The sequence below is a fragment of the Noviherbaspirillum album genome (assembly GCF_035916955.1).
Classification (GTDB): domain Bacteria; phylum Pseudomonadota; class Gammaproteobacteria; order Burkholderiales; family Burkholderiaceae_D; genus Noviherbaspirillum; species Noviherbaspirillum album.
Map to the genome: position 1 here is coordinate 146,848 of NZ_JAWIIV010000010.1, position 19,793 is coordinate 166,640.

Genomic DNA, 19,793 nt, shown 5'->3' on the forward strand with positions numbered 1-19,793 from the left:
CGTCAGAACGGCTTGACCACCACCAGTATCGTGACCGCCAGCAGGCCGAGCACCGGTACTTCGTTGAACCAGCGGTACCAGGTGTGCGAACGCGCGTTGCGGCCGTTCTCGAATTTCTTCAGCAGCGAGCCGCAGGCATGGTGATAGCCGATCAGCAGCACGACGATCGCCAGCTTCGCATGCAGCCAGCCGTTGCCCGGGCCCTTGCCGATGCCGTAGCCGAGCCACAGCCACAGGCCGAGCAGCACTGCCGGGATCGCCAGCAGCGACATGAAGCGATACAGCTTGCGCGCCATCAGCAGCAGGCGGGTGGTGGCGGTTGCATCGGTTTCCATCGCCAGGTTGACGAAAATGCGCGGCAGGTAGAACAGGCCGGCGAACCAGGAAGCGACGAAAACGATATGCAGCGCCTTGATCCAAAGCATGCCCATGGCTACTCCCTCACTTCGCCGTGGCCGAACACCACGTACTTCAGCGAGGTCAATCCTTCCAGGCCGACCGGGCCGCGCGCATGCAGCTTGTCGTTGGAGATGCCGATCTCGGCGCCGAGGCCGTATTCGAAGCCGTCGGCAAAGCGGGTCGAGGCATTGACCATCACCGAGGCCGAATCGACTTCGCGCAGGAAACGCATTGCGCGGCTGTAGTCTTCGGTGACGATGGCATCGGTATGCTGGGAAGAGTAGGTGTTGATGTGCTCGATGGCTTCGCCCACATCGCCGACGATCTTCACCGCAAGGATCGCGGCCAGGTATTCGGTGCGCCAGTCTTCCTCGGTGGCCCGGGCCAGGCGCGGATAGCCGGCCAGGACCTTGCCCGCTTCCTCGTCGGCGCGCAGTTCGACTTCCTTGGTGCCATACAGCTCGGCTAGCTTCGGCAGCACCTGCGCCGCGATGCCGCGCGCCACCAGCAGGGTTTCCATGGTGTTGCAGGTGCCGTAGCGGTGGCACTTGGCATTGAAGGCGATCTTCAATGCCTTGTCGATGTCGGCCTTGTCGTCGATGTAGACATGGCAGATGCCGTCGAGGTGCTTGATCATCGGCACCTTGGATTCCTTCATCAGACGCTCGATCAGGCCCTTGCCGCCGCGCGGCACGATCACGTCCACGTATTGCGGCATGGTGATCAGTTCGCCCACCGCGGCGCGGTCGGTGGTTTCAACGATCTGCACCGCGTCCTGCGGCAGGCCGGCGCCGGCCAGGCCTTCCTTGACCAGTTTCGCGAGCGCCTGGTTGCAGTGGATCGCTTCCGAGCCGCCGCGCAGGATGGTCGCATTGCCGCTCTTGATGCACAGGCCGGCGGCATCGACGGTCACGTTGGGCCGGGCTTCATAGATGATGCCGATCACGCCCAGCGGCACCCGCATCTGGCCGACCTGGATGCCGGTGGGGCGGTATTTCATGTTGGACATTTCGCCGATCGGATCGGGCAGGGACACGATCTGCTCCAGGCCCTCGGCCATGGTGGCGATCGCCTTGTCGGACAGCGCGAGACGGTCCAGCATCGCCGGCGCCAGGCCGTTGGCGCGCGCCGCTTCCATGTCTTTCTGGTTGGCCGCGCGCAGCGCATCGGCGTCGCGCCGGATGGCGGCGGCGATCAGCGCCAGCGCCTTGTTCTTGGCGCCGGTATCGGCCTTGGCCATGGCGCGGGAAGCCTTGCGGGCACGCTGGCCGACGTCGTTCATGTAGTGCTTGATGTCCATGTTCCTGCTCTTTTCTATGCGAATCAATGTCAATCCGAAATCGTGAAATTGCGAATTCACCGTGGCTGGCCGCGCGGAGCGCCATGGCCCATGGCGTTCAGCCGCGCGCCACCTTCAGGCCCAGCTGCAGCAGGGCGTCCCAGGCATCGCCGGCAAATGCCCGGGCTCTCAAGCCTTTGACCATCTTATCGATTTGCGCCGCTTCCTGCAGCGCCGTTTCCAGCGTGGACAGGCGCAGCCGCTTGACGGCCGGCTCCATCAGCCGCTCCCTCGGGCCCCATATCCGGTACTCCTTGAGCAGCATGCCGATGGGCCTTCCCTGCGCGGCGCCGGATTTTATCTTGAGCAAAGTGCGGATTTCCTCGGCCATCGCCCACAGCACCAGCGGCAGCGCCTCGCCTTCGCCTTTCAAGCCTTCGATCATGCGTACCAGCCGCGCCGTATCGCCGGACAGCATGGCTTCATTGAGCTTGAAAACATCGTAGCGGGCAACATTGAGCACCGCATCCTGCACCTGCTCGAAACCAAGCTTGCCTTCCGGATGCAGCAGGGCAAGTTTCTGCAATTCCTGGTGCGCGGCGAGCAGGTTGCCTTCCACCCGATCGGCAATGAAATCGATGCTCTGCCGGTCGGCGCTCTGTTTTTGCGCGGCAAGCCGGGCACCGATCCAGGCCGGCAATTGCGCACGTTCGACCAGGGGAATGTCGATGTACACGCCTGCCTGCTGCAGGGCCGCCACCCAGGCCGCCTTCTGCGTCTGCCAATCGAGCTTGGGCAGGGTGATCAGCGTGACGTTGTCCGGATTGAGTCCGCCCACGTATTCCTGCAGCGCCTGGCCGCCGTCCTTGCCCGGCTTGCCGGTGGGAATGCGCAGTTCGATCAGCTTGCGGTCGCCGAACAGCGACTGCGACTGGTTGGCTGCCAGCAGCGCTCCCCATTTGAAGCTGCGCTCGACCACCAGCACTTCGCGTTCCGAATACCCGTTGGCGCGGGCCGCCTTGCGTATCCTGTCGGCCGCTTCGAGCGCCAGAAGATGCTCGTCGCTGGTGATGACGTAGAGCGGCGCCAGCGCCTTCGCCAGGTGGGATTCGAGTGCGTCAGCGCGCAATTGCATCGGTGCGTCCGTTCAAGCGGGTTTGAGCGCCGACATGCGGCGCAGTATCTGCTGTACCGCGTCGGACTGCATGTCGCGGTACAGCATGTCCTCTTCTTTCTCCTTCGCGATCACCTGCGATTCATTGAAGCTGATGTCGCGCTTGAGAACGAGTTCGGTCGGCGCCAGCAGCACGCCTCCCGCGGCGTTCTTCACCTGGAAAGTCAGCCGGTAATACAGCGAGTATTCGCGCACGCGTCCCTGGGTGTTGAGCGACAGCGTGGCCCGGTCCCTTGTTTCGCTGAGAATCTCGATGACCGCTTCGGCCTCTTTCGGTTCGGCGACGATGGTGGTGTCCTCGCTCGCCCGTATGTAGCGCTTGAGCTCGACGCCCAGCGGCGAACGCTCCGGCACGCCGATGTACACGGTCCTGAACGGCAGGCCCGACTTGCCGTCGGCTCCTCGCAGGCGGAAGCCGCATGCCGACAGCAGGGCGGCGCCGGACAGCGCGAGGACAAGGCTGCGTCGTTGCATGAATGTTCTCCGATCAGGCGACAATGTTGACCAGCTTGCCCGGCACGATGATGACCTTCTTCGGCGTGCCTTCCACGAACTTTTTCACGTTGTCGTTGGCCAGCGCAGCGGCTTCGATGGCGGCCTTGTCGGCTTCCTTGGGCACCGTGACGCTGCCCCGCAGCTTGCCGTTGACCTGCACCATCAGCTCGATCTCGGCCTGTTCCAGCGCGGAGGCGTCGACCTGCGGCCATGGCGCATCGAGGATATCCCCGTGCAGCCCGTCGAAGCCCAGCTCCTTCCACAGCACATGGGTGATGTGCGGCGCGACCGGATACAGCATGCGCAGGAAGATCGAATAGCCTTCGGCGATCACCGCATTGGACGCGGCCGAGTCGTCGAACTTGGCCGCTTCCAGCGTGTTGAGCATCTTCATGCTGGCGGAAACGACGGTGTTGTACTGGATGCGCTTGAAGTCGTGGTCGGCCTGCTGCAGGATCTTGTGCACTTCGCGGCGCAGCGTCTTGTGCGTTTCGGGCAGGTTGCCGAAGTCGCTGCCGGGATTGTTTGCAGCGGCGAAGCGGCCTGCCTGCGCATGAGCAAACGCCCAGACGCGCCGCAGGAAGCGGTTCGCGCCTTCGACGCCGGCGCCGGACCATTCCAGCGTCTGCTCCGGCGGGGAGGCGAACATCGTGAACAGGCGGGCGGTGTCGGCGCCGTACTGGTCGATCTGCGCCTGCGGGTCGATGCCGTTGTTCTTCGACTTCGACATCTTCTCGGTGCCGCCGATCTCGACCGGCTGGCCGTCGCTCCTGAGCAGCGCGGACACCGGGCGGCCCTTGTCGTCGAAGCTCAGCTCGACATCGGCCGGATTGAACCAGGTCTTCTTGCCGCTGGCGTCTTCGCGGTAATAGGTTTCGTTGAGCACCATGCCCTGGGTGAGCAGGTTGACGAAGGGCTCGTCGAACTTGACCAGGCCGAAGTCGCGCATCACCTTGGTCCAGAAGCGCGCGTACAGCAGGTGCAGCACCGCATGCTCGATGCCGCCGATGTACTGGTCCATCGGCATCCAGTAATCGTTGCGCGCATCGACCATCGCCTCGCTGCTGCCCGGCGAGCAATAGCGCATGTAGTACCAGGACGAATCGACGAAGGTGTCCATGGTGTCGGTTTCGCGGCGCGCCGGCTTGCCGCACTGCGGGCAGTCGACGTGCAGGAACTTCTCATGCTTGTTGAGCGGATTGCCGCTGCCGTCCGGCACGCAGTCTTCCGGCAGTACCACGGGCAGGTCTTTCTCCGGCACCGGCACGTCGCCGCAGGATTCGCAGTGGATGATCGGGATCGGCGTGCCCCAGTAGCGCTGGCGCGAGATGCCCCAGTCGCGCAGGCGGTAGGTGATCTTCTTCTCGCCGATGCCCTGGGCGGCGAGGTCGGCCGCGACCGCCTCGACCGCCGCCTGGTAATTGAGACCGTCGTACTTGCCGGAGGCGACGCAGATGCCGTGTTCCTTGTCCGCATACCATTCCTGCCAGGCGTCGGTCGAATAGGCCTTGCCTTCGACTGCGACCACCTGCTTGATCGGCAGATTGTATTTCTTGGCAAACGCAAAATCGCGTTCGTCGTGCGCCGGCACGCCCATCACGGCGCCGTCGCCGTAGGTGATCAGCACGTAGTTGCCGACCCAGACCTCGACCTTGTCGCCGGTCAGCGGATGGGTGACGAACAGGCCGGTCGGCATGCCTTTCTTTTCCATCGTCGCCATGTCGGCTTCGATGACGCTGCCTTTCTTGCATTCGGCGATGAAGGCGGCCAGTTCCGGATTCGACTGCGCGGCATGGGTGGCCAGCGCATGCTCGGGCGCGACCGCGCAGAAGGTGACGCCCATGATGGTGTCGGCGCGGGTGGTGAACACCCAGAGCTTGCCGTCGTTGATCCTGGCGCCGCTCTCGTCGCTGATGTCGTGCGGGAAAGCGAAGCGCACGCCGGTCGACTTGCCGATCCAGTTCGACTGCATGATGCGCACGCGCTCGGGCCAGCCGGGCAGCTTGTTGTCGACGAAGTCGAGCAGCTCCTCGGCGTAGGAGGTGATGCGGGCGTAGTACATCGGGATCTCGCGCTTTTCGATCAGCGCGCCGGAACGCCAGCCTCGGCCGTCGATCACCTGCTCGTTGGCCAGCACGGTCTGGTCCACCGGGTCCCAGTTAACGGTGCCGGTCTTCTTGTAGATGATGCCCTTCTCGAGCATCTTCAGGAACATCCACTGGTTCCACTTGTAGTAATCCGGCTTGCAGGCGGTCATCTCGCGCGACCAGTCGATCGCCAGGCCCATCGCCTGCATCTGCTTCTTCATGTACTCGATGTTCGAGTAGGTCCACTGCGCAGGCGGCACGCCGTTGGCCATCGCCGCATTTTCGGCCGGCATGCCGAAGGCGTCCCAGCCCATCGGCATCAGCACGTTGTAGCCGTTCATCCGCAGGTAGCGGTACATCACGTCGTTGATGGTGTAATTGCGCACATGGCCCATGTGCAGCTTGCCGGACGGGTAGGGCAGCATGGAACAGGCATAGAATTTCTTCCTGTCCTGGCCGTTCCTGTCCTTCGCGTGTTCGACGGTCTTGTAGGCGTCGACGGCCTGCCAATGGTCTTGCGCCGCTTTTTCTACGTCGCCGGGGAGATATTTTTCTTGCATGACGGATGAAGCCGGAAGTGGAATTGAACCCGTCATTATACTGGGTTGCCGCCGGCAATTGCCGCCCGGCGCAGTCTGAATCGCCGGCAATGGTCCTGAAAAATCAGCGCAGTACCAAGCCGAGGGCCGGCTTTTCGCCGCTTTCCGAACACAGCTGATTCACTTCGGCGGTACATTCCTCCAGCGCCGACAGGATATCGGGGGCGTCGCGCCGCAGGACATCGGAATTCAGGACCTGGATCTGCAGCTGTTCATCCTCGGCGAGCACCCAGGACGACATGCCGTCGTCATCCCGCAGGCCGCTCATGCAATCGATCCAGGCGTCCATGTTGCGCCCGTAGAAGTCGGGAAAACCGAAGGCGGTCTTGCAGGTATCGTGGAACTGGTCCCAGTTGGTCAGCTGGCGGCCGTCGATCTGTATGGAGGGCATGGATTCCGGTTGTCAATTTGGCAGGCGTTTACTATTTGCTGTCTGGGTTCGTGAAGCCTAGGGTTTTTGCTGCGATTCGGTGACGAAGCCCATCTTCGCCATGCCGCTGCCCTGCGCGGCCGACATGACTTGCGCAATGATCTCATAGCGGGTGGATTTGTCGGCGCGCAACTGCAGTTCGGGCTGCGGCTGCTTCTTTGCTGCGACTTCAAGCCGCTTGCCGAGTTCCGCCTGGTCCAGCGCTTCATTGTTCCAGTAGATCTTGCCCTCGCCGTCGATCGACACCGAAATGGTGTCGGGCTTGTCGGGTGAAACAGTCGATTCGGCGCTGGGCAGGTCCAGCTTGATCGAATGCGTGAAAAGCGGCGCGGTGATGATGAAGATCACCAGCAGCACCAGCATGACGTCGACCATGGGCGTGACATTGATATCCGCCATCGGCGCCTGCTTCTTGTCGTCATTGAAACCGCCGAATGCCATCGCAGGCTCCTTTATTTCCCGACGCGCGCGCCGGTGGTGAGATATGCATGCAGATCATGGGCGAAGGCATCGAGTTCCGCCAGCGTCACCCGGTTGACGCGGGTGAAAGCGTTGTAGGCCAGCACCGCGGGAATGGCGACCAGCAGGCCGAGCGCGGTCATGATCAGCGCTTCGCCGACCGGGCCGGCCACCTTGTCGATCTGCACGGTGCCGCTGCTCGAGACGGCCACCAGCGCATGGTAGATGCCCCATACCGTACCGAACAGCCCGACGAAAGGCGCCGTCGACCCGACCGACGCCAGCAGCGTCAGGCCGCTTTCCAGGCGCGCCGACACGCGGTTGATTTCCTGGCGCAGCGTGCGGGTGATGAGTTCGCCCGGATCGACATTGGCGTTGAGCGAACCAGTCTGGGCCTTCACATTGGCGGCCTGCGCGCCCTGTATTGCCAGAGGGGCATAGACATCCTCGGTATCCGCGTTCCTGACGATATCGATGGCATCGTTCAGGGTCGGCGCTTTCCAGAAGCCATCCAGCGCGCCGGCGCTCCTGCGGATACGCCATGAGCTCCAGGCCTTGGAAAAAATGTAATACCAGCTGGCGATGGACATCAGCAGCAGCAGGTAGGCCACCGAATGGGTGACGGCATCGCCTTGAGCCCAGTAGTGCGCGAATCCGAGAGTATCTTTCATGGTGCTTGTCAGAATGAAATTAGTTTTGCAGTTTAAACGGAATGGGGATCAGAAACCACTCATCCACCGGCTTGCCCTCCTGGGTGGCGGGATTGAAGCGCCATGTCTGCACCGCGCTTCTTGCAGATTGGTCGAGCAGCGCAAATCCGCTCGATGTCCTAATCTCGACGGCGCCCGCGCTGCCGTCGGCCCTGACCAGCACGCGCAATACCACGGTACCTTGTTCTTCCAGCTGCCGCGACAGGCGCGGATATTCCGGCTTGCGGTTGGTGGCGGCATAACTGGCGGAGATCGAAACCGGGGTGCGCGGCACGGAAGGCGGCGCGGGCGGCGCGGCGGATGGCGGCTCGGCGACGGGGGCAGCTGCCGGCGGGGCGTTGCCGGCGCTGGACTGCGAGGGGCGTTCTTCAGGCCGGGCGGCGGGCGCTTCGGGCTGCGGTCGCGGCGGCTTGCGATCGATACGCGGCCTGGCGGGCGGCTTCAGGGGAGGCCGCTTTCGCTCGACTGCGGGTGCCGGGACCGGCGGCGGTGCCGGCAGGGGCGCGGGCGGTGCGGGCGGAGGAGAGGGAGCGGTGGGAGCAGGAGCCGCCGGAGGGGCTTGAGCCGGCGGCTCTTCGGAAAGCAGCGCCACCTCGATCGGCTTCGGCGGTTCCCGTGCCTTGTCCTTCGGCGACAGCAGGTTCACGGCAATCAGTGCAAGGCCGCCATGCAGCAGCAGGGCTGCCATGGCGGACAGGATCGCCGTCGCGGGTTTCATGCGAAGGCCGATCCGCGTTCGCACCGTGCGCGCATGGCCTATTCCAGCCCGAGCACCGCCTGCATGTCGAACAGTCCGGTCTTCTTGTCGGCCAGGAAGCGGGCCGCGCGCAAGCTGCCGTGCGCATAGCTGAGCCGGCTGGACGACTTGTGCGTGATTTCGATACGCTCGCCGATGCCGGCGAACAGCACGGTATGGTCGCCGACGATATCGCCGCCGCGGATGGTGGCGAAGCCGATGGAGGACGGGTCGCGTTCGCCGGTCACGCCTTCGCGCGCATAGACGGCGACATCCTTGAGATCGCGGCCGATCGACTCGGCGATCACTTCGCCCATCTTGAGCGCGGTTCCCGACGGCGCGTCGACCTTGTGGCGGTGGTGCGCTTCGATGATCTCGATGTCATAGCCGTGCGAAAAGCTTTTCGCCGCCATCTGCAGCAGCTTGAGCGTGACATTGACGCCCACGCTCATGTTGGGCGCGAACACCACCGCCGTCTTTTGGGCGGCGGCGGCGATGGCGGCCTTGCCGGCCTCGTCGAAACCGGTGGTGCCGATGATCATCTTGATGCCGTGCGCGGCACAGTATTCGAGATGTTTGAGCGTGCCCTCGGGGCGCGTGAAATCGATCAGGAATTCGGCGTCGGCAAGGCCTTTGGCGAAGTCCGACTCGATCGGCACATTGGCCGGCTTGCCGAGAAAGGAGGCGGCGTCGCTGCCGAGTCCCGGTGAGCCCGGCAGGTCGAGCGCGCCGGCGAGTACGGCGTCATCGGCGTTCTGGATGGCCTCGATCAGCATCCGGCCCATTCGGCCCGATGCGCCCGCGACAGCGATTTTCAATGGAGTCATGTCGAAACCCGTTACCTGTTGCTTGTTATTTATTGCCCGGCGCTGAGCCGGCGATGAATGCGAGATATTCCTGTTCGGTCGGCAGCGTGCCGCCGTCGATATCGACGAGGCGATTGTCCTTGAAGAATACCGTCACGTGGCTGGAAATGACTTCGCCGGTGCGCTTCTTGAGGCGGAACGGATAATCCCAGCGGTCGGAGTGGAAGATGTCGGTCAGCAGCGGCGTGCCGAGCACGAAACGCACCTGCTCGCGGGTGACGCCCTCGGGACGCTGCATGCCTTCCCTGAGCTGCGCCACCATTTCGCGGGAAATGAAATTGCCCTGCTGGATATCAATCTTGTATGGCGAAATGATGCCGAGGAAACGCTGGATGCCGGTCGGGCCGGTGGTTGTGACGCCGCTTGCTGCGGGAGCCGAAGCAGACGATGCCTCGGATCTTGCCTGCGCAGTTGTGGTTGCGGCCGTGCCTGCGTTCGCGGTATCGGCCTGGGCCGGTTTGGCTGCAGGAGCGGAAACGCTTGCGGGTTCGTCGATCAGCGGATTCTTGGACGCGCATCCGGCCAGGCAAGCGGCGATGGCCAGGCACACCATACGGACGGTAACTGGTGTACGATCAATGGAAGAAAACAACGGTCGCATAGTGGATCTCAATTCGTTGAGCAATTGGGTCATTGGGCAATTGGCCCAAAACGCTATATGATAAAGCAGATAATCCGATTCCGATCAACAACATGCCCAGCAATCCCTCCGAGTTAAAGGCAAGCGGCCTGAAAGCGACCCTGCCGCGCCTGAAGATCCTCGATATTTTCCAGAATAGCGCGGTGCGCCATCTGAGTGCGGAAGATGTCTATAAAATCCTGCTGACCGAAAATATGGATGTCGGTTTGGCAACGGTCTATCGTGTCCTGACGCAATTCGAACAGGCAGGCCTGCTGCATCGCAATCATTTCGAAACCGGCAAGGCGGTATTCGAGCTCAATGAAGGCTCACACCATGATCACCTGGTCTGCCTCGACTGCGGCCGCGTTGAGGAGTTCTTCGATGAAGAAATCGAAAAGCGCCAGCAGAGCATTGCCAAGGAGCGCGGTTTTTCCATTTCCGAACATGCGCTTGCCCTGTACGCCCACTGCACCAAGACCGATTGCCCGCATCGCTCGAGATAGTTCTTCCGGCTCCGCCTTGATCGCCAACCTGAACTGTGCCGCAAGGCATTCCATGACACTGCCAGGGCGAGTCCAACTCCCGGCCCTGGCATACAGCCCAATTCCGCATGAAACCTGAACCGAGAAGCTTTCCCCGCAAGGTCATGCGTTGCCAGGCAATCATTGTCGTGCCCGGCAATAACCCGGTGCGCTGCCGCACGCTCGACATTTCCCTCGGAGGGCTGAGCATGCTGGTGAGTGAACAGTTGCGGGTGGGACAGGAATGCACGGTCGGCTTCGAGGCGCCGCTCAATGGGAAAATGGTGAGAGTGATGGGACAGGGCAAGGTGGTGTACAGCATTCTTGCCGGAGCCGACGGCTTTCGCATCGGCTTTCAGTTCACCAACATCGATGCCGCCAACAGCAAGACCGTCGCCCAGCTGATGATGGGATGACGCTTCCCGTGCAGGAGAGGCGCAGCCGGTCAGGGGGCAGGGGTCAGGTATGGCTCAGGGCGTTCGAGAGCAGTTTCGCGGTGATGTCCACGATCGGTATCACCCGTTCGTAAGCCATCCGCGTCGGTCCGATCACGCCCAGCGTGCCGACGATCTTGCCGTTGACTTCATAGGGCGCGGTCACCACGCTCATATCGTCGACCGGCAGCAATTGCGAATCCCCGCCAATGAAAATCTGCACCCCGGTCGCCTTGCTCGACACATCGAGCAGCTGCATCAGGCTGGTTTTCTGCTCGAACAGGTCGAACAGCTTGCGCAGGGACGTCATGTTGGACGCGAGGTCGGTGACGCTGAGCAGATTGCGTTCACCGGAAATCACGACTTCTTCCGCGCTTTCCGCCATGGCATCGCTGCCGGCTTCGACCGCCGCCTGCATCAGGTTGGTCATGTCGTCGCGCAATTTCTTCAGCTCGCCGTGCAGCCGGGCGCGTACTTCATCGAAACTGTGGCCGGCAAAATGCTGGTTGATGTAATTGGCCGCCTGCACCAGCTGCGACGGCGAATAGTCGGCGTCGGTCAGGAGCAGGCGATTCTGCACGTCGCCGTTGGGTGCGACGATCACCAGCAGGATGCGTTTTTCCGACAGGCGCAGGAATTCGATCTGCTGGAATACCGACTCGTGCCGCGGCGTCAGCACCACGCCGGCGAACTGCGACAGCGACGACAGCACCTGGGCGGCATTGGAAATGATCTTCTGCGGCGACTTGGTTTGCAGCCGGGGCTGCAGCTTGGACTCCACGGTGGTTTCGTCGATCACCTGCACGGTCAGCAGCGTGTCGACGAACATGCGGTAGCCGCGCGGAGTCGGAACGCGGCCGGCCGAGGTGTGCGGACTTGCAACAAATCCCATCTCTTCCAGGTCCGCCATGATGTTGCGAATGGTGGCCGGCGACAGCTCCAGGCCGGAGATCTTGGAAAGCGCACGGGAACCCACCGGCTGACCATCGGCGATGTAGCGTTCCACGAGGGCCTTAAGCAAAGTTTGTGCGCGAGTATCGAGTTGCATAGGGGTATTCTAACGATGCCACACGCCGCGTGCCACCGTCTGTTGCTGCTTGTGGTCAGAAAAAGTTGATAGTTATCAGAGTTTTATCGCATTGCAGATACAGTCGAGAACAGTCGGGAGCCCGCACCGCCGGGGCCGCCATCCGTCGTTTTCAATGACCGATCCAGCGTTCCAGTTCGATCAGGTCGCCGCAAATCGCGTCCGGCCTGACATGTTCGGGCAGCGTGCGGGACGGTCCCAGCTCATGCCGGTTCATCCATACCGCGCGCAACCCCGCCTTCTGGGCGCCGACGACATCGAGCAAGGGATCGTCTCCGACATAGATGGCCTCGGCCGGCCTGATTTTCAAGGCGTCGCATGCGGCATGAAATATCGCGGCGTCAGGTTTTGCCCGGCCGAAGCTGTAGGCCGCGATCGAGGCGTCAAACAGATGCGCAATGCCGATGGCTTCCAGGTCCGCGACGCCGTTCGACACCGAGGCCAGCGCCAGCTTGGGCCGCATCCGGCCGAGCGCTGGGACGACATCCGGGAACAGGGTCACTTCATTCCTGGCGCGGGAGAACACCTCCATGGCTTCTTCCACCAGGCGCACATCCTCGCCGGCTTCGTTGAAGGCCTCCAGCAGCACCACATGCCGCAATGCGCGCAGGTCGATCTGATAGACCGGATCGGTGTCCATCAATGCCTGGCGCCGCGCGCGCATGCCGTCGATCGATATGCGGCTGGCCACGCCGGGCACATTCTGCCGGAGCCATTCAAACAGAATATTTTCGGCGCGCCTGATGACGGGGACAATCGGCCACAAGGTATCGTCAAGGTCGAACAGAACCGCTTTTATCACTGACATAGGATTTCCGGAAACGGGTTTTCAACGGCGTGCCGCACGGAGCGGCCGAAGGACCAACTGTAGGAGCGACGGACGTTGCGACTGACAGCGCACCTGCATGGCACAGCGAAATTATGGTCTAATCTGCAGCATGTTGCCCGCCACGCCACTTTCCTCTCCACCCGCATTCAAGACGATCGCCGTCATCGGCAAGTACATGGCCGCCGGTATCGAGCAATCCCTGTCGGACCTTGCCTCGTTCCTGGTCAAGCGCGGGCATGCAATCGTCTTTGAGTCGGAAACGGCCAATAATGTTGCGCTGCCCGGCCTGACCAAGATGACACCGGAGGAAATCGGACAGCATGCCGACGTCGCCATCGTCGTCGGCGGCGACGGCACCATGCTGGGCATCGCCCGGCAGCTGGCGCGTTTCGGCGTTCCGCTGGTCGGCATCAACCAGGGACGCCTCGGTTTCATGACTGACATTCCGCAGGAGAGCATGTTCAACGTGCTCGCGGAAATGTTGAACGGCAATCTTGAATCCGAGCAACGCACGCTGCTCGAAGGTTCCGTCTTGCGCGACGGACAACAGATTTTCCATGCACTCGCATTCAATGATGTCGTCGTCGCGCGCGGCGCCACCACCGGCATGGCCGAACTCAAGGTCGAAGTCGATGGCCGGTTCATGTACAACCAGCGCTCGGACGGCCTGATCGTCGCGACGCCGACCGGCTCGACCGCCTATGCCCTGTCCGCCGGCGGCCCCCTCCTGCATCCCAGCCTGTCGGGCCTGGCGCTGGTGCCGATCGCGCCGCATGCGTTGTCGAACCGTCCCATCATCGTGCCCGATTCGAGCACCATCGAGATCGAAATCATGGGAGGACGCGACATCAGCGCCAATTTCGACATGCAGTCGCTGGCCAGCCTGCAGCACCACGACCGCATCGTGATCCGCCGGTCCGCCTACACCATTACCTTCCTGCATCCGCAAGGTTGGAGCTATTACGACACCTTGCGCGAGAAGCTGCACTGGAACGAATATCCATCCGTGACGGGCAAGTTAAAATAGCGGCTGTCCCAGAGTCGGCCAGGCATCGGAAAGATACCGGCGGGCTCTTGTCGATTCGCCGTTGTTATTCAATTTGAACGGGTTATGCTTCGCACACTTTCCATACGCGATTTTGTTATTGTCGATTCGATAGAACTGGAATTTGCCCCGGGTTTCACCGTCTTCACCGGCGAAACCGGCGCCGGTAAATCCATCCTGATCGACGCGCTGGCGCTGGCACTCGGCGGACGGGGCGATGCCAGCGTGGTCCGCGAAGGTGCGGCAAAAACCGATATCACCGCCGAATTCAGCACCGGCGCCGCCGCCGACACCTGGCTTGCCGAGCATGAATTCAGCAACGAGGACGGCGGCGTGCTGCTGCGCCGGGTGATCGACAATGCGGGCCGCTCCAAGGCCTTCATCAACGGCATCTCGGCCACCGCGTCGCAGCTGCGCGAACTCGGCGAGATGCTGGTCGACATCCATGGCCAGCATGCGCACCAGTCGCTGCTCAAGACCGATGCGCAGCGCGTGCTGCTCGACAGCCAGGCCGGCCTGCTCGACGACGCGCGCGCCGTGGCCGCGGCCTACAAGACCTGGCGCGCGCTGGCCAAGCAGCGCGAGGAATTCGAGGCCAACGCCAAGAGCGTGCTGCTCGAACGCGAACGGCTGGAATGGCAGGTCAACGAGCTGCAGAAGCTGGCCGTCAAGCCCGGCGAATGGGGCGACATCAGCACCGAACACAGCCGGCTGTCGCATGCGGCCAGCCTGATCGAAGGCGCGCAGGAAGCGCTCAACGCGATCTCCGAATCCGAGAGCAGCCCCATCCTGTCGCAGCTGTCGGCGCTGACGCTGAAGCTGTCCCGCCTGGCCGACATCGATGCCGCGCTCAGGCCGGTGGTGGATGCGCTGGAACCGGCGCGCATCCAGCTGCAGGAGGCGGTGTACGGCCTCAATGATTATCTCGGCCGCGTCGAGCTCGACCCCGAGCGGCTGCATCTCGTGGAGTCGCGCCTGGACGCGATCCATTCCACCGCCCGCAAGTTCCGCGTGGCGCCGGAAGACCTGCCTCAGGAATACGAAAGCCTGTCGGCGCAGCTCAGGCAGCTCGCCAGCGTCACCGATCTCGATGCCATGCGCGCGCAGGAGGAAAAACTCAAGGCCGCCTACCTGGAGGTCGCCGCCAAGCTGTCCAAGGCCCGTGCCAAGGCAGCCAGCGCGCTCGGCGATGCAGTGACCGCCGCCATGCAGGATCTCAGCATGACGGGCGGGCGCTTCGAAGTCGCCCTGCGTTCATGCGAGCCGGCGAGCTACGGCGTCGAACAGGTGGAATTCATGGTGGCCGCCCATGCCGGCACCTCGGCACGGCCGCTGGCTAAGGTCGCTTCCGGCGGCGAACTCGCGCGCATCTCGCTGGCGATTTCCGTCATCACCTCGAGCGCCACTGCAACGCCGACCCTTATTTTCGACGAGGTCGACAGCGGCATCGGTGGCGGCGTCGCCGAAGTGGTGGGGCGCCTGCTCAAGCGCCTCGGGCGCGACAGCCAGGTGCTGTGCGTGACTCACCTGCCGCAAGTCGCCAGCCAGGCAAACCAGCATTTCCAGGTCAGCAAGCGCAGCAGCGAAGGGCGAACGATGTCACGCATCGATTTCCTCGACGCCAAGGCCCGCATCGAGGAAATCGCGCGCATGCTCGGCGGCATCGAAATCACCGCGACCACCCGCAAGCATGCGCGCGAACTGCTTGCTTCCTGAGTTTCCTGACCAGACCGCTCGCTTCGACAACCTGCATCCGCCGCCACCCGGCCAACATCCGAGGACAACCGACACCCAATGCGCCCCGACAAGGAACCTTCTTATACCCATGGCGCCATCCCGAAGACCGCCGTTCTGCTGGTCAATCTAGGTACGCCGCAGTCGCCGACGGCACCGGCGGTGCGCCGCTACCTGAAGGAATTTCTGTGGGATCCGCGCGTGGTGGAGATACCGCGCGCGGTCTGGTGGTGCATTCTGAATGGCATCATTCTTCCGCTGCGCTCGGCGAAGTCGGCGGAAAAATACGCGTCGATCTGGACCACCGACGGCTCGCCGCTGAAGGTGCATACCGAGCGCCAGGCCAAGCTGCTGCGCGGCTATCTCGGCGAGCGCGGCCACCAGGTGGAAGTGGCGCATGCAATGCGCTACGGCCAGCCCGCGCTGCCCGATGTGCTCGACAAGCTGAAGGCCGACGGTTGCGACCGCATCCTGATACTGCCGGCCTATCCGCAGTATTCCGGCACCACCACCGCGTCGGTGTTCGATGTCGTGTTCCGCCACTTTTCCAGGGTGCGCAATGTGCCCGAGCTGCGGCTGGTCAAGCATTACCACGACCATGAGGCTTACATTCTCGCCCTGAAGAAATCCATCCAGAATTATTGGGACCTGAATGGACGTCCCGATAAGCTGGTGATGAGCTTTCACGGCGTGCCCAAGCGCACGCTGATGCTGGGCGATCCTTATCATTGCGAATGCCACAAGACCGCGCGCCTGCTCGCCAGGCAGCTCCAGCTGTCGGCCGATGATTATGTCGTGACCTTCCAGTCGCGTTTCGGCAAGGCGGAATGGCTGCAGCCCTACACCGCGCCGATGCTGCAGACGCTGGGCAAGGAAGGCAAGCGGCGCGTCGACGTGGTTTGCCCGGGCTTTGTCAGCGACTGCCTGGAAACGCTGGAAGAAATTGCCATGGAAGGCAAGCAGGAGTTCCTGCATGCCGGCGGCAAGGAATTTCATTACATCCCCTGCCTGAATGAAGACCCGGCATGGATCACCGCGCTGGCGGAAATCACCGAGCAGCATCTTATCGGCTGGCCGACCATGCTGACCCCTGCCATGCAGGCCGAGAGCCAGGCTGAAGCGGCGGTATCGCGGCAGCAGGCGCTGCTGCACGGCGCCGAGCAGTAGGGCGCTGCAGGGAGCGGGGCGCCTTTACAGCAGGGGTATCAGCCGCGCTTCGCAGATCCAGGCGGCGGCAAATAGCGAGTATGCAACGACGCCCGCGGATATCAGTGGCAGTTTCATCATATTCATCCATAGGGGCCTGACGGTTTCGGATCCGATGCAAGATCAAGGCCATGCGGGTTGCATTTTGTGAACGCTTGTGAATTTCGGCCTTGAACCGGATTGAGGCAGCCCTAACTTCATCGTAGTACGCCAAGCCAGGATTGAAAGCCTGGATTTCCCGCTGCTTGCAATGGCTTGGAGCCATGGGCTGGAATGCCCGAAAAATTCTTCGCGACATGTTTCAAAATTCCCCTTGAAAAAGTGGGGGCTACCCTCATGTATGAAGGCAACAAACGCTAAGCCATTGATTGTTGGAGACTTTTTGTGATGCAAGATCAAGAAAAGATGCACGAACAGACCGAACAGGCCAATCAGGCCGCTCAGAATCCGCAGGCTGCTCAGACCTCCGAGGCACCGGCATCGGATAACGGCGCTTCCCAGGCACAGGCTGCCGCGTCGCCCCAGCAAAATGCCTCCCTCGAGGAAAAACTGGCCGCAACGGAAGCCAAGCTGGCGGAGCTGCAGGATGCCTTCCTCCGTGCCAAGGCGGATACCGAGAACATCCGGCGCCGCGCGCAGGAAGATATTGCAAAGGCTCACAAGTTTGCAATCGAGAACTTCGCCGAGGCCCTGGTGCCGGTCAAGGACAGCCTTGAAATGGCGCTCAAGCTCGAGACCCCGGCCGTCGAGTCGCTGAAGGAAGGCGTTGAAATGACGCTCAAGCAGCTGTCGGCCGCCTTCGAGCGCAACCGGCTGATCGAAATCAACCCGGTCGCCGGCGAGAAGCTCGACCCGATGAAGCACCAGGCGATCTCCATGGTGCCCGCCGAGCAGGACGCCAACACCATCGTCAGCGTGCTGCAGAAGGGTTATACGATCGCGGACCGCCTGCTGCGTCCGGCCCTGGTCACTGTCGCACAGTAAAAATTGGCTTGAGAGGCGCTTGAAACCGGCGTCTCGTTCCACATATACAACACATCAGAAATCCAGCTTTATAAAGGAACACATCATGGGCAAGATCATTGGTATCGACCTCGGCACGACCAACTCCTGCGTCGCCATCATGGAAGGCGGTCAGCCGAAAGTCATTGAAAACTCCGAAGGTTCGCGCACTACGCCTTCCGTGGTCGCGTACCAGGAAGACGGCGAGATCCTCGTCGGCGCGCCTGCGAAGCGCCAGGCCGTCACCAATCCGAAAAATACCCTCTACGCTGTCAAGCGCCTGATCGGCCGCAAGTTCGCGGAACAGGAAGTCCAGAAGGACATCAACCTGATGCCGTACCAGATCGTCAAGGCCGACAACGGCGACGCCTGGGTACAGGTGCGCGACAAGAAGCTCGCCGCACAGCAGGTGTCCGCCGAGACCCTGCGCAAGATGAAGAAGACCGCCGAAGACTATCTCGGCGAGGAAGTCACCGAAGCCGTGATCACCGTGCCGGCTTACTTCAACGACGCGCAGCGCCAGGCCACCAAGGATGCAGGCCGTATCGCCGGTCTCGACGTCAAGCGCATCATCAACGAGCCGACCGCGGCTGCGCTGGCATTCGGCCTCGACAAGAGCGGCAAGGGCGACCGCAAGATCGCCGTGTATGACCTCGGCGGCGGCACCTTCGACATCTCCATCATCGAGATCGCTGACGTCGACGGCGAAATGCAGTTCGAAGTGCTGTCCACCAACGGCGACACCTTCCTCGGCGGCGAGGACTTCGACCAGCGCATCATCGATTACATCATCGACGAATTCAAGAAGATCAACGGCCTTGACCTGTCGAAGGACGCGATCGCACTGCAGCGCATCAAGGCATCCGCCGAGCGCGCCAAGATCGAACTGTCGTCCTCGCAGCAGACCGAGATCAACGAGCCGTACATCGCCATGGCCAACGGCGCGCCGGTTCACCTGAACATGAAGATCACCCGCGCCAAGCTGGAATCGCTGGTCGAGGAACTGATCTCCCGCACCATCGATCCGTGCCGTACCGCGATCAAGGATGCCGGCGTCAAGGTGTCCGACATCCAGGACGTGATCCTGGTCGGCGGCATGACCCGCATGCCCAAGGTGCAGGAAAAGGTCAAGGAATTCTTCGGCAAGGAGCCGCGCAAGGACGTCAACCCGGACGAGGCCGTCGCCGTCGGCGCCGCCATCCAGGGTTCCGTGCTGGCCGGCGACCGCAAGGACCTGCTGCTGCTCGACGTGACTCCGCTGTCGCTGGGTATCGAAACCCTGGGCGGCGTGATGACCAAGATGATCCAGAAGAACACCACGATCCCGACCAAGTTCAGCCAGGTGTTCTCGACCGCCGACGACAATCAGCCGGCCGTCACCATCAAGGTGTACCAGGGCGAGCGTGAAATCGCCACCGGCAACAAGCTGCTCGGCGAGTTCAACCTGGAAGGCATTCCGCCGGCACCGCGCGGCATTCCGCAGGTCGAAGTGACCTTCGACATCGACGCCAACGGCATCCTGCACGTCGGCGCGAAAGACAAGGCCTCCGGCAAGGAAAACAAGATCACCATCAAGGCCAACTCCGGTCTCTCCGAGGATGAAATCCAGAAGATGGTGAAGGATGCCGAGCTGTACGCCGACGAGGACAGGAAGCTCAAGGAGCTGGCCGATTCCCGCAACCAGGGCGATGCGCTGGTGCACTCGACCAAGAAGGCTGTTGCCGAATACGGCGACAAGCTCGAAGGCAGCGAGAAGGAAAAAATCGAAGCCGCGATCAAGGACCTGGAAGAAGCCCTCAAGGGCAACGACAAGTCCGCGATCGACGACAAGGTCTCCGCTCTCTCGACCGCTGCCCAGAAGCTGGGCGAGAAGATGTATGCCGACGCACAGGCGCAGCAGGCAGGTGCTGCCGGCGCAGCGGGTGCAGCAGGCGGCGCATCGGAATCGAAAGCGAAGGAAGAAGACGTTGTCGACGCCGACTTCAAGGAAGTGAAAGACAAATAATCGATGGGCCTCGGCTTGCGCCGTGGTGACCCCGCCGGGCCGAAGATCGTCAAGCGATCCTCGACTCGGCGTTT

The 19,793-nt window shown here is 62.3% G+C and carries 20 protein-coding genes; 7 read left to right on the plus strand and 13 right to left on the minus strand.

Features of this window, described 5'->3' with window-relative positions:
• Window positions 1-2: 2 nt before the first annotated feature.
• The 11 genes from RY831_RS14060 to RY831_RS14110 form a co-directional block, all read right to left on the minus strand.
• A complete protein-coding gene (locus RY831_RS14060; RefSeq protein ID WP_326507053.1) occupies window positions 3-425 on the minus strand; it encodes a CopD family protein in 423 nt (140 codons plus the stop codon).
• An 8-nt stretch (window positions 426-433) separates the two neighbouring features.
• On the minus strand, window positions 434-1,699 hold the full coding sequence (locus tag RY831_RS14065; protein WP_326506981.1) for a glutamate-5-semialdehyde dehydrogenase: 1,266 nt from the start codon (window positions 1,697-1,699) through the stop codon (window positions 434-436).
• A gap of 97 nt (window positions 1,700-1,796) precedes the next feature.
• The gene (holA, locus tag RY831_RS14070; protein WP_326506982.1) at window positions 1,797-2,813 is read right to left on the minus strand and encodes a DNA polymerase III subunit delta; all 1,017 of its coding nucleotides are present in this window, start codon (window positions 2,811-2,813) and stop codon (window positions 1,797-1,799) included.
• Between the two features lie 12 nt (window positions 2,814-2,825).
• Window positions 2,826-3,326, minus strand: coding sequence for an LPS-assembly lipoprotein LptE (locus RY831_RS14075; RefSeq protein WP_326506983.1), 501 nt, complete (start codon window positions 3,324-3,326; stop codon window positions 2,826-2,828).
• 13 nt (window positions 3,327-3,339) lie between these two features.
• Window positions 3,340-5,994, minus strand: a complete 2,655-nt coding sequence (leuS, locus tag RY831_RS14080; RefSeq protein WP_326506984.1) for a leucine--tRNA ligase — start codon at window positions 5,992-5,994, stop codon at window positions 3,340-3,342.
• Between the two features lie 103 nt (window positions 5,995-6,097).
• Window positions 6,098-6,424, minus strand: coding sequence for a barstar family protein (locus tag RY831_RS14085; RefSeq protein WP_326506985.1), 327 nt, complete (start codon window positions 6,422-6,424; stop codon window positions 6,098-6,100).
• Between the two features lie 57 nt (window positions 6,425-6,481).
• The gene (locus tag RY831_RS14090) at window positions 6,482-6,904 is read right to left on the minus strand and encodes an ExbD/TolR family protein (RefSeq protein WP_326506986.1); all 423 of its coding nucleotides are present in this window, start codon (window positions 6,902-6,904) and stop codon (window positions 6,482-6,484) included.
• Window positions 6,905-6,915: 11 nt separating this feature from the next.
• Window positions 6,916-7,593, minus strand: a complete 678-nt coding sequence (locus RY831_RS14095; RefSeq protein ID WP_326506987.1) for a MotA/TolQ/ExbB proton channel family protein — start codon at window positions 7,591-7,593, stop codon at window positions 6,916-6,918.
• 19 nt (window positions 7,594-7,612) lie between these two features.
• Window positions 7,613-8,350, minus strand: a complete 738-nt coding sequence (locus RY831_RS14100) for an energy transducer TonB (protein ID WP_326506988.1) — start codon at window positions 8,348-8,350, stop codon at window positions 7,613-7,615.
• 38 nt (window positions 8,351-8,388) lie between these two features.
• On the minus strand, window positions 8,389-9,195 hold the full coding sequence (dapB, locus tag RY831_RS14105) for a 4-hydroxy-tetrahydrodipicolinate reductase (RefSeq protein ID WP_326506989.1): 807 nt from the start codon (window positions 9,193-9,195) through the stop codon (window positions 8,389-8,391).
• A gap of 25 nt (window positions 9,196-9,220) precedes the next feature.
• On the minus strand, window positions 9,221-9,835 hold the full coding sequence (locus RY831_RS14110) for an outer membrane protein assembly factor BamE (protein WP_326506990.1): 615 nt from the start codon (window positions 9,833-9,835) through the stop codon (window positions 9,221-9,223).
• Between the two features lie 92 nt (window positions 9,836-9,927).
• Between RY831_RS14110 and fur the strand changes: the two genes are divergently transcribed.
• The gene (fur, locus tag RY831_RS14115; protein ID WP_326506991.1) at window positions 9,928-10,359 is read left to right on the plus strand and encodes a ferric iron uptake transcriptional regulator; all 432 of its coding nucleotides are present in this window, start codon (window positions 9,928-9,930) and stop codon (window positions 10,357-10,359) included.
• A 107-nt stretch (window positions 10,360-10,466) separates the two neighbouring features.
• Window positions 10,467-10,793, plus strand: a complete 327-nt coding sequence (locus RY831_RS14120; protein WP_326506992.1) for a PilZ domain-containing protein — start codon at window positions 10,467-10,469, stop codon at window positions 10,791-10,793.
• A gap of 43 nt (window positions 10,794-10,836) precedes the next feature.
• Here the strand turns inward: RY831_RS14120 and hrcA are convergent, their stop codons facing one another.
• Both hrcA and RY831_RS14130 read right to left on the minus strand, forming a co-directional pair.
• Window positions 10,837-11,859 (minus strand): heat-inducible transcriptional repressor HrcA, encoded by a 1,023-nt coding sequence (hrcA, locus tag RY831_RS14125; protein ID WP_326506993.1) that lies wholly within the window; start codon window positions 11,857-11,859, stop codon window positions 10,837-10,839.
• A 151-nt stretch (window positions 11,860-12,010) separates the two neighbouring features.
• The gene (locus tag RY831_RS14130) at window positions 12,011-12,706 is read right to left on the minus strand and encodes an HAD family hydrolase (protein ID WP_326506994.1); all 696 of its coding nucleotides are present in this window, start codon (window positions 12,704-12,706) and stop codon (window positions 12,011-12,013) included.
• Between the two features lie 130 nt (window positions 12,707-12,836).
• Between RY831_RS14130 and RY831_RS14135 the strand changes: the two genes are divergently transcribed.
• The 5 genes from RY831_RS14135 to dnaK all read left to right on the plus strand — a co-directional run bounded on the left by RY831_RS14135 (window position 12,837) and on the right by dnaK (window position 19,719).
• Window positions 12,837-13,754, plus strand: coding sequence for an NAD kinase (locus RY831_RS14135; RefSeq protein WP_326507054.1), 918 nt, complete (start codon window positions 12,837-12,839; stop codon window positions 13,752-13,754).
• 84 nt (window positions 13,755-13,838) lie between these two features.
• A complete protein-coding gene (recN, locus tag RY831_RS14140) occupies window positions 13,839-15,488 on the plus strand; it encodes a DNA repair protein RecN (RefSeq protein WP_326506995.1) in 1,650 nt (549 codons plus the stop codon).
• A 78-nt stretch (window positions 15,489-15,566) separates the two neighbouring features.
• Window positions 15,567-16,673, plus strand: a complete 1,107-nt coding sequence (gene hemH, locus RY831_RS14145) for a ferrochelatase (RefSeq protein WP_326506996.1) — start codon at window positions 15,567-15,569, stop codon at window positions 16,671-16,673.
• Window positions 16,674-17,099: 426 nt separating this feature from the next.
• Window positions 17,100-17,696, plus strand: coding sequence for a nucleotide exchange factor GrpE (gene grpE / locus RY831_RS14150; protein WP_326507055.1), 597 nt, complete (start codon window positions 17,100-17,102; stop codon window positions 17,694-17,696).
• 85 nt (window positions 17,697-17,781) lie between these two features.
• On the plus strand, window positions 17,782-19,719 hold the full coding sequence (gene dnaK, locus RY831_RS14155; protein WP_326506997.1) for a molecular chaperone DnaK: 1,938 nt from the start codon (window positions 17,782-17,784) through the stop codon (window positions 19,717-19,719).
• Window positions 19,720-19,793: the final 74 nt, after the last annotated feature.

Bases quoted from the DNA above. Each gene is read 5' to 3' on its own strand.
- RY831_RS14060 (WP_326507053.1), bottom strand. From the start codon at position 425: ATGCTTTGGATCAAGGCGCTGCATATCGTTTTCGTCGCTTCCTGGTTC.
- RY831_RS14065 (WP_326506981.1), bottom strand. From the start codon at position 1,699: ATGGACATCAAGCACTACATGAACGACGTCGGCCAGCGTGCCCGCAAG.
- holA (WP_326506982.1), bottom strand. From the start codon at position 2,813: ATGCAATTGCGCGCTGACGCACTCGAATCCCACCTGGCGAAGGCGCTG.
- RY831_RS14075 (WP_326506983.1), bottom strand. From the start codon at position 3,326: ATGCAACGACGCAGCCTTGTCCTCGCGCTGTCCGGCGCCGCCCTGCTG.
- leuS (WP_326506984.1), bottom strand. From the start codon at position 5,994: ATGCAAGAAAAATATCTCCCCGGCGACGTAGAAAAAGCGGCGCAAGAC.
- RY831_RS14085 (WP_326506985.1), bottom strand. From the start codon at position 6,424: ATGCCCTCCATACAGATCGACGGCCGCCAGCTGACCAACTGGGACCAG.
- RY831_RS14090 (WP_326506986.1), bottom strand. From the start codon at position 6,904: ATGGCATTCGGCGGTTTCAATGACGACAAGAAGCAGGCGCCGATGGCG.
- RY831_RS14095 (WP_326506987.1), bottom strand. From the start codon at position 7,593: ATGAAAGATACTCTCGGATTCGCGCACTACTGGGCTCAAGGCGATGCC.
- RY831_RS14100 (WP_326506988.1), bottom strand. From the start codon at position 8,350: ATGAAACCCGCGACGGCGATCCTGTCCGCCATGGCAGCCCTGCTGCTG.
- dapB (WP_326506989.1), bottom strand. From the start codon at position 9,195: ATGACTCCATTGAAAATCGCTGTCGCGGGCGCATCGGGCCGAATGGGC.
- RY831_RS14110 (WP_326506990.1), bottom strand. From the start codon at position 9,835: ATGCGACCGTTGTTTTCTTCCATTGATCGTACACCAGTTACCGTCCGT.
- fur (WP_326506991.1), top strand. From the start codon at position 9,928: ATGCCCAGCAATCCCTCCGAGTTAAAGGCAAGCGGCCTGAAAGCGACC.
- RY831_RS14120 (WP_326506992.1), top strand. From the start codon at position 10,467: ATGAAACCTGAACCGAGAAGCTTTCCCCGCAAGGTCATGCGTTGCCAG.
- hrcA (WP_326506993.1), bottom strand. From the start codon at position 11,859: ATGCAACTCGATACTCGCGCACAAACTTTGCTTAAGGCCCTCGTGGAA.
- RY831_RS14130 (WP_326506994.1), bottom strand. From the start codon at position 12,706: ATGTCAGTGATAAAAGCGGTTCTGTTCGACCTTGACGATACCTTGTGG.
- RY831_RS14135 (WP_326507054.1), top strand. From the start codon at position 12,837: ATGTTGCCCGCCACGCCACTTTCCTCTCCACCCGCATTCAAGACGATC.
- recN (WP_326506995.1), top strand. From the start codon at position 13,839: ATGCTTCGCACACTTTCCATACGCGATTTTGTTATTGTCGATTCGATA.
- hemH (WP_326506996.1), top strand. From the start codon at position 15,567: ATGCGCCCCGACAAGGAACCTTCTTATACCCATGGCGCCATCCCGAAG.
- grpE (WP_326507055.1), top strand. From the start codon at position 17,100: ATGCAAGATCAAGAAAAGATGCACGAACAGACCGAACAGGCCAATCAG.
- dnaK (WP_326506997.1), top strand. From the start codon at position 17,782: ATGGGCAAGATCATTGGTATCGACCTCGGCACGACCAACTCCTGCGTC.